Genomic DNA, 13,267 nt, shown 5'->3' with positions numbered 1-13,267 from the left:
CGGCACTCTACTGACATCAGGCAATCGTGACTTTGTTATCCAGATAAACATCCTGGACGGCATTAATCAGCTTCACGCCGTCAGCCATGGTTTTCTTGAACGCTTTACGTCCAAGAATTAACCCCATGCCACCGGCACGCTTGTTAATCACCGCGGTACGTACCGCATCGCTGAGATCGGTTTCTCCGCCGGCCGCACCACCGGAGTTAATGAGTCCGGCGCGTCCCATATAGCAGTTCGCCAGTTGATAACGCACCAGGTCAATCGGGTTATCACTGGTCAACTTGCTATAGACACGATCGTCGGTATAGCCGAAGTTAACCGCTTTATACCCGCCGTTATTCTCCGCCATTTTCTGTTTAACGATATCCGCGCCGATAGTTGCCGCCAGATGGTTTGCCTGCCCGGTCAAATCAGCCGAAACATGATAATCCACACCGTCTTTCTTAAACGCAGAGTTGCGCAAATAGGCCCACAGTACCGTCACCATGCCCAGCTCATGGGCGCGCTCAAAGGCTGCAGAGATCTCTTCAATCTGGCGGCGCGACTCCTCTGAACCAAAATAAATGGTTGCCCCCACCGCGACCGCGCCCATATTGAACGCTTGCTCCACGCTGGCATACAGCGTCTGGTCAAAGGTATTCGGGTAGCTAAGCGTTTCGTTATGGTTAATTTTCACCAGGAATGGAATGCGATGCGCATAACGGCGGGAAACAGACGCCAGCACGCCATAGGTTGACGCGACGCAGTTGCAGCCCGCTTCAATCGCCAGCTCAACAATATTTTTCGGATCAAAATACAGCGGGTTTGCGGCAAACGATGCCCCAGCAGAATGTTCCACACCCTGGTCTACAGGCAGAATCGACAAATAACCGGTCCCGGCGAGCCGTCCGGTGTTGTACAGCGTCTGCATATTACGCAGCACGGCGGGGGGACGGTTATTGTCAACCATCACGCGGTCGACGTAATCATGTCCTGGCAGGTAAAGTTGGTCAGAAGGAATGGTCATACAACGATGCTGTAAAAGGTTGTCGGCATCTTTGCCAAGCAACTGCGCAATATCAGTCATAGCTATGCTCCCGTAAGTTCCGATTTGATCTCGGAAGTGGATTGTCCTGACCCGCCTGATGGCGGGCAGCAATAAGTCTGGTACTGACTGCGCATTTTTTCCATCTTTAGCGCACTTTTCAGCGATTTCCGCTGGCTCGATTCAGGCATCAAAAAATGATACAGCGGTCAAATTTAGACCATAAAGGTATTTAAAAGGTATTGTTGAGTGGTACTATCCAGACGTACCTTACCTGTCATGAAGGATTTAAAGATGAAAACTACAGTTAAGCTGTCGTTCATGATGTTTGTGGAGTGGTTTATCTGGGGCGCCTGGTTTGTGCCGCTTTGGCTCTGGCTGAGTAAAAGCGGCTTTACTGCTGGTGAAATTGGCTGGTCTTATGCCTGTACCGCCATTGCCGCGATCCTCTCACCGATCTTCGTCGGTTCGATCACTGACCGCTTTTTCTCTACGCAAAAAGTACTGGCAGTGCTGATGTTTGTCGGCGCGATTTTGATGTATTTTGCAGCGCAGCAGACGACGTTCGGCGGATTCTTTACGCTATTGCTGGCGTATTCACTCACCTATATGCCGACGATTGCACTAACCAACAGTATCGCCTTCGCCAACGTCCCGGATGTCGAACGTGATTTTCCGCGCATTCGCGTAATGGGCACGATCGGCTGGATTGCTTCCGGCCTGGCTTGCGGGTTCTTACCGCAAATGCTCGGCTATAACGACATTTCACCGACCAACATTCCGCTGCTCATTACGGCCGCGAGTTCCGCGTTACTGGGTATCTTCGCTTTCTTTTTACCGGATACGCCACCGAAAAGTACCGGCAAGATGGATTTCAAAGTCATGCTGGGTCTGGATGCGCTGATCCTGCTGCGTGATAAGAACTTCCTGGTCTTTTTCTTCTGCTCTTTTCTGTTTGCCATGCCGCTGGCGTTTTACTACATCTTCGCCAACGGCTACCTGACAGAAGTTGGGATGAAAAATGCGACCGGCTGGATGACGCTGGGCCAGTTCTCTGAAATTTTCTTCATGCTGGCACTGCCGTTCTTCACCAAACGCTTTGGCATTAAAAAGGTACTGTTGCTTGGTCTTATCACTGCCGCGATCCGCTACGGATTTTTTGTTTACGGCGGCGCGGAAGAATATTTCACCTACGCCCTGCTATTTCTCGGCATTCTGCTACATGGCGTTAGCTACGACTTCTACTACGTTACGGCCTACATCTATGTCGATAAAAAAGCGCCAGTTCACATGCGCACCGCAGCGCAAGGGCTTATCACTCTCTGCTGTCAGGGATTCGGCAGCCTGCTCGGCTACCGCCTGGGTGGGGTGATGATGGAAAAAATGTTTGCTTATAAAGAGCCGGTGAATGGCCTCACCTTTAACTGGGCTGGCATGTGGGGATTTGGCGCGATCATGATCGCCGTTATCGCCGTGCTGTTTATGATTTTCTTTCGCGAGTCAGACAAAGAAATCACCGCCATTAAGGTGGACGACCGCGATATCGTATTGCAACAAGGGGAAATTAAATGAAAGCAGAACGTATTCTCGGTGCTCTTTATGGGCAGGCGTTAGGGGATGCGATGGGTATGCCGTCGGAACTGTGGCCACGAACCCGGGTAAAAGCTCACTTCGGTTGGATCGACCGTTTTTTGCCCGGTCCGGCGGAGAATAATGCCGCCTGCTATTTCAGCCAGGCGGAGTTCACTGATGACACCTCCATGGCGCTGTGTCTGGCAGATGCCCTGCTTGAGTGCGACGGAGAAATTGTACCCGACGTCATTGGTCGCAATATTCTGGCCTGGGCAGAGCGCTTTGATGCCTTTAATAAAAACGTGCTGGGTCCGACCTCAAAAATTGCGCTCAATGCCATCCGCGATGGTAAGCCCGTTGCTAAGCTGGAAAACAACGGTGTCACCAATGGGGCGGCTATGCGCGTGTCGCCGTTGGGATGTCTGCTGCCCGCGCGCGATCTCGATGCCTTTATCGACGACGTAGCATTAGCTTCCAGTCCAACGCATAAATCGGATCTGGCTATTGCTGGCGCAGTTGTGGTCGCGTGGGCGGTATCACGCGCCATTGATGGCGGTAAATGGTCGGAGATTGTCGACGCACTGCCCGCCATTGCCCGGCATGCCCAGCAAAAGCGGATCACCACCTTCAGCGCGTCTCTCTGTGCACGCCTTGAACTGGCGCTGAAAATCGTCCGTAATGCCGACGGCTTTGAGTCTGCCAGTGAGCAGCTGTATCAGGTGGTGGGGGCTGGAACCAGTACGATTGAATCCGTACCTTGCGCCATCGCGATGGTCGAACTGGCGCAGACCGATCCCAATCGCTGCGCCATTCTGTGCGCGAACCTCGGCGGCGATACCGATACCATCGGAGCGATAGCAACCGCCATTTGTGGCGCGCTGCACGGCGTCGGCGCGATTGACCCGGCCCTGAAACATGAGCTTGATGCGGTAAATCAGCTGGACTTTATCCGCTACGCCAGTGGATTACTGCGCCTGCGTGAGCAGCGGGAGGCGCTATGAGCACCGCGCGTCTGCAACAACTTCTCTCGCAGTTACGTACACAGCGGCCAGTAACGGTGGTGGGTGCGGCGGTGATTGATGTCATTGCCGATGCGTATGCTCTTCCCTGGCGCGGCTGTGACATTGAGCTTAAGCAGCAAGGGGTGAACGTTGGCGGCTGCGCGCTCAATATTGCCGTGGCGCTTAAACGTTTAGGTATCGAGGCCAGCAATGCGTTACCGCTGGGTCAGGGCGTGTGGGCCGATATTATCCGCAACCGTATGGCGAAAGAAGGATTGCACAGCCTGATCGATAATGCCGAAGGTGATAACGGCTGGTGTCTGGCATTGGTAGAGCCGGACGGTGAACGCACATTTATGTCCTTTAGCGGCGTTGAGAATCAGTGGAATGCCGCCTGGCTGGCACAGCTGGATATCCCGCGTCATAGCCTGGTGTATCTCTCGGGTTATCAGCTAGCGTCCCCGTGCGGTGAATTGCTGGTGCAGTGGCTGGAAGGTCTGGAAGAGGTGACGCCGTTTATCGATTTTGGCCCGCGCATCGGCGACATTCCCGAGCCCTTACTGGTACGAATTATGGCCTGCCGTCCGCTGGTGTCACTTAATCGTCAGGAGGCGGAAATTGCTGCCGAGCGATTTGCATTGAGTCAGGATGTGGAAGGTTTTGGCGCAGAATGGGTGCAGCGTTTCACCGCAGCGGTGGTCGTGCGTCACGATAAAGACGGCGCATGGTATTTCAGCGCACAGACATCCGGCTGCGTACCGGTATTTGCAACGGCGGTCGTTGACACCATTGGCGCAGGTGACAGCCACGCCGGCGGCATGCTGGCTGGGCTGGCATCAGGCTGGTCGCTGGGCGATGCCGTCCTGCTTGGCAATGCAGTAGCATCCTGGGTGGTGGGTCACCGCGGCGGCGACTGCGCCCCCTCACGCGAGGCGTTACTCCTCGCACACAAAGACGTATAGGTCGCTTCGACAGTAACTGATACTGTATTCAATAGGCCGTTGCTGCTGATCAAGCGCTACCTGCTTGATCACCAGTACCGGCACTTTGCTGTCCATCTGGATATGTGACTGAAACTCGGCGTCCGGCATCCGCGCGCTAACGCGTGAGCGTGTGCGCTGTGGAAAGATATGCTGGCTGCGGAAATAGTCGTACAGTGAAACGCCAATGGCATCCACGTCATGGATAAGATGGGCGGGTACCCATGATTCTTCAATAGACACAGCATCTTCATCAACATAGCGAATGCGCTTGAGCAAGAAGACCTCACTGCCGACAGCAATGGCCAACTGCTGAGCCACCTCTTCCGGGCAGGGCACCACGCGTTTATTCACCCACAGCGTATCCGGCTTTTTACCGCGTAACACTACCTGTTGTGAAAAACCGCGCGCTTCTTTGAGCGAATACTCGAAGATGTTATTGATTTGCGTCCCGTAGCCACGCGCACGCGTCACCACCCCCTCTTCTTCCAGCGCCTGCATCGCTTTGCGCACCGTAATGCGTGAAACGCCGGTCAACTGGCTGAGGTCGCGCTCGCCAGGCAGGATATTGCCATGCTCCAGGATCCCACTGCGCACAGCGTTCTTAACCGTTTGAGCGAATTTCATATACAGCGGCGTGTTGTCCGCCGCTGAAATACGTTCATTCAGTTGCGCGATAAGCTGGGTATGCGCTTGTTCCATTTATCTTTTTCCTGGCAGCCGTTTCTGCAGCCAGTATACCATTTCTGCTCATCACCACCACGCGTGGAAATGATGCACCGGACCAATCCCCTCGCCCACTTCCAGCGTATCCGCCTGCGCCAGCGCCGCAGAGAGCCACAACTTAGCCTCCTGTACCGTATCAGCCCAGTTAACATGGCGTGGACGCAGTGCCGCCAGCGCTGCTGACAACGTGCACCCTGTTCCGTGCGTATTTTTTGTCACCACCCTTGGCGCGGTGAAACGCTGTTCGCCATCGCGGGTAAACAGCCAGTCAGGGCTTTGCTCATCATCAAGATGACCCCCTTTCATTAATACCGCCTCACAGCCCAGCGCCCGCAACGCGCGCCCCTGCTCTAACATTTCCTGCTCCGTTCGGGCATGCGATGCCCCGAGCAACGCCGCCGCCTCCGGCAGATTAGGGGTAATAATCGACACTTGCGGTAACAGACGGGTACGCAGCGTTTCAACCGCAGAGGAAGACAATAGCGGATCGCCGCTTTTTGCCAACATTACCGTATCCAGTACGACGTTTTGTACCCGATGACGCTGTAAACGTTCGGCAACGGCTTCGACAATATCGGTTTCTGCCAGCATGCCGATTTTGGTGGTATCGATGCGCACATCGCTGAACACCGAGTCCAGCTGTGCAGCAACAAAGTCAGGTTCAATGCGATACACCGACTGCACCCCACGCGTATTTTGTGCCACCAACGCGGTAATAACTGAGCAGCCGTATGCGCCAAGCGCCGAGAAGGTTTTTAAATCGGCCTGAATACCCGCGCCACCGCTTGGATCGGTTCCGGCGATCGTTAATGCGTTAATCCGTTTCATGCTTGCTCCTGGGCGTTCAGGTTATAGAGAGCGTCGAGAAATGCCGGAACAAAACTTCCCGGTCCCGTCGATTGTTCAGTGGCGCGTTGTCCGGCTTGCTTCATCCAGCTACAGGCAGAAGCAACATTATTCAACCGGTCGCCCTCCAGGGCGCAACTGGCTGCGACTACCGCTGACAATGCACAGCCGGTGCCCACTACGCGCGTCATCAACGGGTCACCGCCGCTCACGCAGACGGTACGCTGACCATCGGTAACATAGTCAACTTCGCCGGTCACCACGACAATGGTTCCAACCTGGCGTGCCAGTGTTTGTGCTGCCGGAAGGGCTACCGCTGGCGTATCAGTCGTGTCTACACCGCGCCCCACTCCGTTCATCCCCGCCAGCGCAAGGATTTCTGAGGCGTTACCGCGAATAGCCGCTGGCTGTAGCGCCAGTAAATCCAGACAGAAGCGACGACGAAACGCCAGTGCGCCCACGGCAACGGGATCGAGCGTCCAGGGGGTTTTCGCCTGCTGCGCCTGTTCAACGGCGGCACGCATTGCCGTTGCCCGCGCCTGAGTCAGTGTCCCAACATTAATGAGCAGCGCCTGGGCAATAGCAGCAAACTGGCTGGCTTCCTCAGGTTCGATCACCATCGCGGGCGATGCGCCAAGTGCCAGTAACGTATTGGCAGTGAAGCTTTGCACAACCTCGTTGGTCATACAGTGAGTGAGGGGGGAAAGCGTTCTAAATTGGTGTAAGGTGTGGGCCGCAAGTGCGCGGCTGTGCAGGTCAGGCTGCATGGTTCAGCTCCTGCCCGCGTGAAAGAAGGGACACGAGCAGTGTCAGACTTCCCTACGCTGGCATTATCCAGATCAGGTTGTACACCATGTGATAAACCGCATCTGTTACGGGATACACAGGCACTTGTAAACTTTTAAAAACATATTTACGCGGATTTATCTGGGTGCTTAAATGGGTACATTGTCAAAAATTGGGTAATTGAAATGAAAGCACCGAAGAAAATCACTAAACAATCCCAGGTAGACGCACTAACACTACCCGCCGATAAAAACGTTATGCGGATCGCCGTCATGAACGGCGGGTTAACGGGTCTGTCGCTAGTTTTACGTCGTACGTCTTCCGGCGGCGTCACTGCCAGCTATATCACCCGCCGAGACGGTAAGGATATATCCATTGGCTCTCGCACGTCCTGGACGCTTGCAGCGGCACAGGAGCGCCATCGGGAGATCATGACCAACATGGCGCGTGGAATTGACGCAAGGACGGAAGCGATCTCCGTACCGCACGACCTAAACGCCCTGTTCCGCGCTTATATTAATAATCCTGCTTTTGCGCCTGCTGATTCAACAGTTAAAACCTACGTTTGTACCTGGCAAAAGTATTGTAACCGCTTGTCGGCTTACGGCGAAACCACGATCGAAAACTTCACGCGCGCCAGTGCTCACAGTCTGATCCGTACCGTCGCCGAAAAGCACAGCGTAAACAGCGCTAAAAAACTGCGTGACATTCTGCTAGCACTGCGTCACTACCTGGAAAGCCAGTTCGATATAGAAGCGTTTGAAACGCTTATGACGCTGCAAAAACTGTTAGGCAAAAACAATACCGAGCTTGAACGGTCGCGACAGCCACGCACGAACTATCTGGAAAAAGACCAGCTTCGCGCGTTATGGAAGTATTTGTGCGAAGACGAAACCAGACCTGCGCATCTGGCTGCACGTATGCTTATCTGCGCACCATTGCGTAAAGGTGAAGTTGTCGGCGGGCGATGGGAGGAAGTCGACGAGGATGCGGGCTTATGGCGGATCCCTGGTTCACGTACTAAAACAGGTTTTCCGCTCAACGTGCCGATCAGTCCAGCAATGGAAGAGATATTCGAAGCGGCACGCAGATGCGTTGACGGTGGTTTTATTTTCGGAATCAGTTCGTCGGCGATTAATCACCGCTTGCCGGAAATGCGTGCGGCCTGCGGTAACGCCGAAATGACGGTACATGATTTGCGTCGCACTGCTTCGCAATTGTCGGCTAGCGATGAACTGAACGAACCAGGGAGCGGGTTAACGTTTATTGAGGCGGATCTAATTTTAAACCACGTCAAAGGTGCAAAGAGCCAAGCAAGCGCCATCGCGACCACATATCAACCTGAAACACTACAAAAAATGGTTACTGATGCGATCGATAAGTACCAGAATTGGTTAGAGAAAGAGATAATAAGCATCCCGTAACATATTGATTTAAATGAAAAAGTTATTGCCTTAGTGAAATGCGATGGCCATACTAAAAACACGTAAATATGCTTATTGAGGTAACTGCTGTGTTTTTAAATAAAACTGAAGTCGCACATCGTATAGGGGTAGGTAGGACCAACGTCGATTACATCATCAAGACTGATCCGACATTCCCTAAACCTGTTCAACTCACCCCATCACGCCCGCATTGGCTGGATGTCGCAATCGATGCCTGGGCGCTAGCGCGCAGTGAGATGGTGAACCAAAAACAGGAAAGAGGCCGCGCAGCATGAGTCAAAAGGGAAATAAAAAAGCCCGTCCTGCCAGACGAGCTTTTTTTAATTGGTCTAAAACGCGTAGTTTAACAACAAGAGGCCTGTATGCCGCGTGCTAAACCAGCTTTAAAAAGTGTACCGAATAACGGGACAAATGACAACCGCCTGAAAGAAGAGAGCGATCGCAGCCTGGAAGAAGCAATCTCCGAAGTTGAAGCGCACTGTGCCGCTGTCGTCGCGGGCAAAAAAGTAGCCGGTAACAGCTACCGTTTAGACGTCGCCAACTGGCGATCTGTCGACCTGATGAATCCGCCAGGGCTGGCGGGCGAAATTGTCGACGCTATCGAAGCACGTAACATGCGACCGTTACGATGGGCGGCAATTCCGGCAGCGCTTCAGCTAATGGCTATCGCCGCAGGGATCGGTAAGCGCAAATCGCTTAACGGCGCAAAGATGAACATTATCACGATCACGATCGCCGAATCCGCAGCCGGTAAAGACGCGGCACAAAGTTTTATCGGCGACGTATTGCTACGTATAAGTAAAACGGCGCACCTGTTCAACCGTCCGCGTACTGACAAAGATATGATAATGAACGCCCTAGACGCCGATGGAAAAGCGCTGTACGTCGTTGACGAAGCCCACGACCTGATCGGCAGCATTAACGATAAAGGTTCTTCTCAGTACACTAAATCTATTGGCCCGCTTATCCTGGCAATGGCTACGGCGAAACTGTACACGCTGTCGGGTACGCATAAACGTGAAGTGAACGCACTGATCAACACGGCGCGCGAAAAGGCCGTTAAACGTCTTGAGCGCATCGATAAGCAGATCGACGCAGACGAAAGCAATAAAGACCTGCACAAAGCACGCGCGGGCCTGGTGAAACAATTAGCGACGCTGGACGTGCAACAAACTATTGTCGACACCGGCATTAAAGATCCGCTCGTCTGTTTAATGTTAAGCAGCACGCCAGGTAATTTCGAAAAAGTAATCGACTACAGTAACATTGCAAGCGGCCTGATCGGTCGTGGCTTGTTGTTTCACTGCGGCGATGAAGCAGCGCGATCACGTGCAGACGAAATAAACGTCGACAGCACTGTCACAGATGCACTTGCCGATCGTGTTCGTGATTTAACGACGTTTGGCAGGTCGTTAAAAGTGCAACCCAATACGCGCGCTTTTTTAAAAACTATCTTCGAATACCTGGAAGACGATGACCGCCGTAACGCGCCGATCGTTGGTGCGCTGTATCGCCGTGCTTATGAACGCGTAATTTCTATCGCGTCGTTGCTGGCTACCGACGAAGGGGAAGTCACCGACGAACACGTTAAATATGCCTTTGCACTTGTAATGCGCAACATCGAAGACGTCACTAGACTGTCGCAGCAGAACGAAATCGAAGACATCCAGACCGCGTTACAGCAACGTGTAATTGACGTAATTAAGCATTCGCCGGTAGGCGTTAAGTTTTCGGCGATAAATAAGCAGATTATGCGCCGTAGTGTTTTTGCAGAAGCGGCAGAACGTTCGCGCATTAACGGCTATAAAGATCCGCTCGCGCTTGCGATCGCTGCACTGGAACGACAACGCGTCATTGAATGCGTGGAGATCAGAAACGGTCTAAATATTCGCTTATTACGACGAGCATAATTTATGTAATAAAGCCCGCTTCGGCGGGTTTTTTTATTGGTTTCGCAAAATCTTGTACCCCGTAGCTGTCCCCTTTGCAGCCCGCTACTGGCGCGGTTCTCAGCGATTACAGGGGACATGGGGTACAAACGCATTGTCCCCCTTACAGCCCGCTATTGGCGCGGCCTGGATGGGTAAAGGGTACAATATTTATATAATTTTATTATTATTTATATAAAAGCCTAAAAACCACTGTGTTTTAATTCAGTGGTTTTAATGGGTTCAAAAATATTATTATCCTTTTAGAATCGTTTTTTGTCCCCTTTACCCTTCAAACCCTTGTCACGTCTAGCTTTGAAGGGGTACAGCTTATTGTCCCCCTTTGTACCCTCATTACTTGAAACCCTGTAACCACGCGGGTTTAAGAGGGGACAACATTTTAAACCATCTTTGTACCCCGTTGCATACCCCATAAGCGGTTGTCACTTACCATATACATCACTACGACACCGACGAATCCGCGTCGACCTGTTCCGCGTTTTCGAACAGGTCAAACAGGTCGTTAACAGGTCAATACAAATTTCAGGCATCCGCGATACCCATCGTACGCTTGACGGCGTAAACCACCGCAAAAAAGGAATCACACCGATGCCACGCGCGCCTAAACAACCTGTTAAACAGTCAACCGCTAAAGGTCGGGCGAAAACTCAATTCAAGAAAGGACAAAGCGGGAACCCCGCAGGCAGACCAGCGGGACGCATGAACTTTGACCGCATGATCCGGCTATGGGTCGCCGATCACAACGCTGAACACCCCGATGCGCCGCTGGACGCGTCCGGCCTGCTAAAAAATATCGGCAAACGTGCAGCCAGCGCGAAGGCTGAAACCGTATTTAAATCGTTGCTGGCGCATATGCCGAAGCCATCGATCGACCCCATCAACATGGACGACATCGACTTAAGCGATCTGGACAGTCTGACGGAGCGCCTTGTCGGGCAGTTATTCGGCGGCGCTAACCCGGACAGCATTAAATTCGCGCTTGATTGCGTGCAGCGCCTTTCCGACATTCGCGCCGCTGAAGCGGAACGACGCGCGCTGGAGGCGTTAAGCAAATGAGAACAGGAACAACCGCAGCACGTCTTAAAAACATACGCCAGCGCCTGGCAGCGGCGAACGCAGAGCGGGATCTTGTCGTTGGTAAGCCGACCTGGAATACGCACCCGCAATTTGTCGAAGCGGTGCGAGAATTTAAAATTCATATCGGCGATCCACTTGACGTGTTAGGCCCCGATTGGGAAGCGTTCTTCCTGCCGTGGGAAGTCATGATGGCTGGCTACCCGGATCGCGACCTGCAACGCGAATTTACGCAGCACCGCCAGGCAGACGCGAAGGAGTTAAACCCGCCATCATGGTCATTCGGCGAAATGGTCGTCCGCCAGCACAAGGAGGACACCAGCGCATGATCATAAACACCAACCAACCACGACAAACACGCATCGGCATGACCAGGCAAGAACGCGAAGAACGCGCTGCGGCTGCGGCACGTCATCGGCAATTAGACGAACTGCGCGCCCGCGTACGGGCTTCAATGGCGGGCGGCGATGAAACACCGGCAGATCCTGACACGTACCGACAGGCGGGCTTACAGGCCGCTAAAACGTGGGACACTGTCGAACGGCGCGCACCGACAGGCAACCGGCAGATAGTCAAAGGCCGCATCGAGTCGGGTAACGGCGGAAATAAACGCGCAGGAAGCGATGTAACGCCGTTGCGCGGCTTACCGGTACAACCACGCAAAGAGGCAGGCGTGCGCAGCGTGGCGGACGTCCTGCGCACGATTACGACCATTGAACGCACAGGCACGCGCCTTACGGTTATTTATAACGACGGCGAACGCGAAACGCTGGACGATGCACGCACATTCCTGATCGAAATTATTTCTAAAGAATTGCGTCACATCGTTTTACCGCATGAACTCAACGCCGCCGCCGCACACAACGCAATAAGCGGTTGTCAGCTAGCAAGTTACGGGACTAAGTTACTGATTTAGATCGATTTTTTGTCTTTACTTGTCCCTGAGTTGTCCTTAATCTGTCCGTGTCCTGTACGAATAGCAAGCGTGCAGGGCATTGATCCCGCATGTTACCCAAGCCCGAAAGCGTTCACGCCGTTAGTAGGGCTTTTCACCACGGAAGCCGACACCATGCTAACCCCGAAAAAAACCGTAACAGTGTTAACCCTGGACAAAGGCAGCAGCAACGAAACGGAAATCGAGATCCGCAGCATTGTTGACTGTTCCGTCCTGCCACCTGCGGCACGTTCGCAAGCCTGTATGCAGCTTGCGCGCTGGTTCGCCGACAAAGTCGCGGAAGGCGAGAAATTCAGCCTTTGCAACGCGCCCTACGCCCTGGTTAAAGAATTTCGCCGCGCTTCAGAACGGCGAGGCATCAAAGTTAGCGCCGGTATGCCTCGCAACGAATACGGCGAACTTATCGGCCTGGGTCACATTGAACTGAAACTTAAAGGATCCCATTGATGAAAACGAACAGCGTAGAAACAAAGCGCCACGTACTGAACAGCCAGCCAGGTAAACAGCACGCGTTTACCTGCGCAAGTGTTACCCACGTCGAGATGGCCTTCGCGGGCTATATGGCGCAACATCACCCCGAAGTACGCACCGACGAAGTCGACGGATGGATCACGGCATATGCCAACAAAAACGCAATTGTATAAGGCGCTGAACATGGTCAACGAGAACGAATTACGCGCACGCCGCCACCTGATTATTTTGCTGGCTAACGGCGTACAAGATGCGCTGGTACTGGACGCCGATAAGCTGGACGACCGCATGAATGATTTATTCATTGAGAAGGTCGGATGTCGCAATTTTGACAGCGACAAGGAAGAAGCAAGCTATGTTGAAGGCGTCGAAATGATGATGTTTGTAGACGCTATGCAGCGCCTTACCCGTGCTTAAACAGTCAAACGGAGACTA

The 13,267-nt window shown here is 53.1% G+C and carries 15 protein-coding genes; 11 read left to right on the top strand and 4 right to left on the bottom strand.

Annotated features, from left to right (window positions below; genetic code table 11):
• Nucleotides 1-16: 16 nt before the first annotated feature.
• Nucleotides 17-1,069: a class I fructose-bisphosphate aldolase gene (gene fbaB, locus HV041_RS05185; protein ID WP_005129139.1), complete on the bottom strand. Its 1,053-nt coding sequence runs from the start codon at nt 1,067-1,069 to the stop codon at nt 17-19.
• Between the two features lie 252 nt (nt 1,070-1,321).
• Between fbaB and HV041_RS05180 the strand changes: the two genes are divergently transcribed.
• The 3 genes from HV041_RS05180 to HV041_RS05170 are packed head-to-tail and all read left to right on the top strand — an operon-like array spanning nt 1,322 to nt 4,562.
• Nucleotides 1,322-2,599, top strand: coding sequence for a nucleoside permease (locus HV041_RS05180; protein ID WP_182294062.1), 1,278 nt, complete (start codon nt 1,322-1,324; stop codon nt 2,597-2,599).
• Complete coding sequence (locus HV041_RS05175) at nt 2,596-3,600, top strand: ADP-ribosylglycohydrolase family protein (protein WP_048211197.1); 1,005 nt, start codon at nt 2,596-2,598, stop codon at nt 3,598-3,600. Before HV041_RS05180 ends, HV041_RS05175 begins: the two co-directional genes overlap by 4 nt.
• Complete coding sequence (locus tag HV041_RS05170) at nt 3,597-4,562, top strand: PfkB family carbohydrate kinase (protein ID WP_121584808.1); 966 nt, start codon at nt 3,597-3,599, stop codon at nt 4,560-4,562. Before HV041_RS05175 ends, HV041_RS05170 begins: the two co-directional genes overlap by 4 nt.
• Here HV041_RS05170 and HV041_RS05165 read toward each other — a convergent pair.
• Genes HV041_RS05165 through thiM form a run of 3 tightly spaced genes read right to left on the bottom strand, consistent with a single transcriptional unit; the run spans nt 4,536 to nt 6,919 of the window.
• Entirely contained in the window at nt 4,536-5,282 is a 747-nt protein-coding gene (locus HV041_RS05165; protein ID WP_005129153.1) for a GntR family transcriptional regulator, read from the bottom strand. The two genes, HV041_RS05170 and HV041_RS05165, sit on opposite strands and share 27 nt — an antisense overlap.
• A gap of 51 nt (nt 5,283-5,333) precedes the next feature.
• Entirely contained in the window at nt 5,334-6,134 is an 801-nt protein-coding gene (gene thiD / locus HV041_RS05160; protein WP_048211195.1) for a bifunctional hydroxymethylpyrimidine kinase/phosphomethylpyrimidine kinase, read from the bottom strand.
• Complete coding sequence (thiM, locus tag HV041_RS05155) at nt 6,131-6,919, bottom strand: hydroxyethylthiazole kinase (protein WP_048211194.1); 789 nt, start codon at nt 6,917-6,919, stop codon at nt 6,131-6,133. The genes thiD and thiM overlap by 4 nt, the downstream gene beginning before the upstream one ends.
• A gap of 204 nt (nt 6,920-7,123) precedes the next feature.
• On the opposite strand from thiM, the gene HV041_RS05150 reads away from it, so the two are divergent.
• The 8 genes from HV041_RS05150 to HV041_RS05110 all read left to right on the top strand — a co-directional run bounded on the left by HV041_RS05150 (nt 7,124) and on the right by HV041_RS05110 (nt 13,249).
• Nucleotides 7,124-8,362: an integrase family protein gene (locus tag HV041_RS05150; RefSeq protein ID WP_182294061.1), complete on the top strand. Its 1,239-nt coding sequence runs from the start codon at nt 7,124-7,126 to the stop codon at nt 8,360-8,362.
• A 383-nt stretch (nt 8,363-8,745) separates the two neighbouring features.
• Nucleotides 8,746-10,293 carry a hypothetical protein gene (locus HV041_RS05140; RefSeq protein ID WP_182294060.1) on the top strand — a complete coding sequence of 516 codons (1,548 nt, stop codon included), beginning with the start codon at nt 8,746-8,748 and terminating at the stop codon, nt 10,291-10,293.
• 627 nt (nt 10,294-10,920) lie between these two features.
• Nucleotides 10,921-11,388: a DUF5681 domain-containing protein gene (locus tag HV041_RS05135; RefSeq protein WP_075849084.1), complete on the top strand. Its 468-nt coding sequence runs from the start codon at nt 10,921-10,923 to the stop codon at nt 11,386-11,388.
• Nucleotides 11,385-11,735 (top strand): hypothetical protein, encoded by a 351-nt coding sequence (locus tag HV041_RS05130; RefSeq protein WP_075849082.1) that lies wholly within the window; start codon nt 11,385-11,387, stop codon nt 11,733-11,735. The genes HV041_RS05135 and HV041_RS05130 overlap by 4 nt, the downstream gene beginning before the upstream one ends.
• A complete protein-coding gene (locus tag HV041_RS05125; protein WP_181599100.1) occupies nt 11,732-12,322 on the top strand; it encodes a hypothetical protein in 591 nt (196 codons plus the stop codon). Before HV041_RS05130 ends, HV041_RS05125 begins: the two co-directional genes overlap by 4 nt.
• A gap of 69 nt (nt 12,323-12,391) precedes the next feature.
• Nucleotides 12,392-12,808, top strand: coding sequence for a hypothetical protein (locus HV041_RS05120; RefSeq protein ID WP_220471083.1), 417 nt, complete (start codon nt 12,392-12,394; stop codon nt 12,806-12,808).
• The gene (locus HV041_RS05115) at nt 12,808-13,005 is read left to right on the top strand and encodes a hypothetical protein (RefSeq protein WP_181599098.1); all 198 of its coding nucleotides are present in this window, start codon (nt 12,808-12,810) and stop codon (nt 13,003-13,005) included. The genes HV041_RS05120 and HV041_RS05115 overlap by 1 nt, the downstream gene beginning before the upstream one ends.
• Nucleotides 12,980-13,249, top strand: coding sequence for a hypothetical protein (locus HV041_RS05110; protein ID WP_181599097.1), 270 nt, complete (start codon nt 12,980-12,982; stop codon nt 13,247-13,249). The genes HV041_RS05115 and HV041_RS05110 overlap by 26 nt, the downstream gene beginning before the upstream one ends.
• The last annotated feature ends 18 nt before the right edge of the window (nt 13,250-13,267 follow it).

The organism is Citrobacter sp. RHBSTW-00029, from assembly GCF_014104295.1.
In the GTDB taxonomy this organism is placed as follows: Bacteria; Pseudomonadota; Gammaproteobacteria; order Enterobacterales; family Enterobacteriaceae; genus Citrobacter; species Citrobacter youngae.
Note: the sequence above shows the minus strand (reverse complement) of the source record. Positions and strands in the feature narration are given on the sequence as shown.

Coding starts and splice junctions, on each gene's coding strand:
- fbaB (WP_005129139.1), bottom strand. CDS start 1,069: ATGACTGATATTGCGCAGTTGCTTGGCAAAGATGCCGACAACCTTTTA.
- HV041_RS05180 (WP_182294062.1), top strand. CDS start 1,322: ATGAAAACTACAGTTAAGCTGTCGTTCATGATGTTTGTGGAGTGGTTT.
- HV041_RS05175 (WP_048211197.1), top strand. CDS start 2,596: ATGAAAGCAGAACGTATTCTCGGTGCTCTTTATGGGCAGGCGTTAGGG.
- HV041_RS05170 (WP_121584808.1), top strand. CDS start 3,597: ATGAGCACCGCGCGTCTGCAACAACTTCTCTCGCAGTTACGTACACAG.
- HV041_RS05165 (WP_005129153.1), bottom strand. CDS start 5,282: ATGGAACAAGCGCATACCCAGCTTATCGCGCAACTGAATGAACGTATT.
- thiD (WP_048211195.1), bottom strand. CDS start 6,134: ATGAAACGGATTAACGCATTAACGATCGCCGGAACCGATCCAAGCGGT.
- thiM (WP_048211194.1), bottom strand. CDS start 6,919: ATGCAGCCTGACCTGCACAGCCGCGCACTTGCGGCCCACACCTTACAC.
- HV041_RS05150 (WP_182294061.1), top strand. CDS start 7,124: ATGAAAGCACCGAAGAAAATCACTAAACAATCCCAGGTAGACGCACTA.
- HV041_RS05140 (WP_182294060.1), top strand. CDS start 8,746: ATGCCGCGTGCTAAACCAGCTTTAAAAAGTGTACCGAATAACGGGACA.
- HV041_RS05135 (WP_075849084.1), top strand. CDS start 10,921: ATGCCACGCGCGCCTAAACAACCTGTTAAACAGTCAACCGCTAAAGGT.
- HV041_RS05130 (WP_075849082.1), top strand. CDS start 11,385: ATGAGAACAGGAACAACCGCAGCACGTCTTAAAAACATACGCCAGCGC.
- HV041_RS05125 (WP_181599100.1), top strand. CDS start 11,732: ATGATCATAAACACCAACCAACCACGACAAACACGCATCGGCATGACC.
- HV041_RS05115 (WP_181599098.1), top strand. CDS start 12,808: ATGAAAACGAACAGCGTAGAAACAAAGCGCCACGTACTGAACAGCCAG.
- HV041_RS05110 (WP_181599097.1), top strand. CDS start 12,980: ATGCCAACAAAAACGCAATTGTATAAGGCGCTGAACATGGTCAACGAG.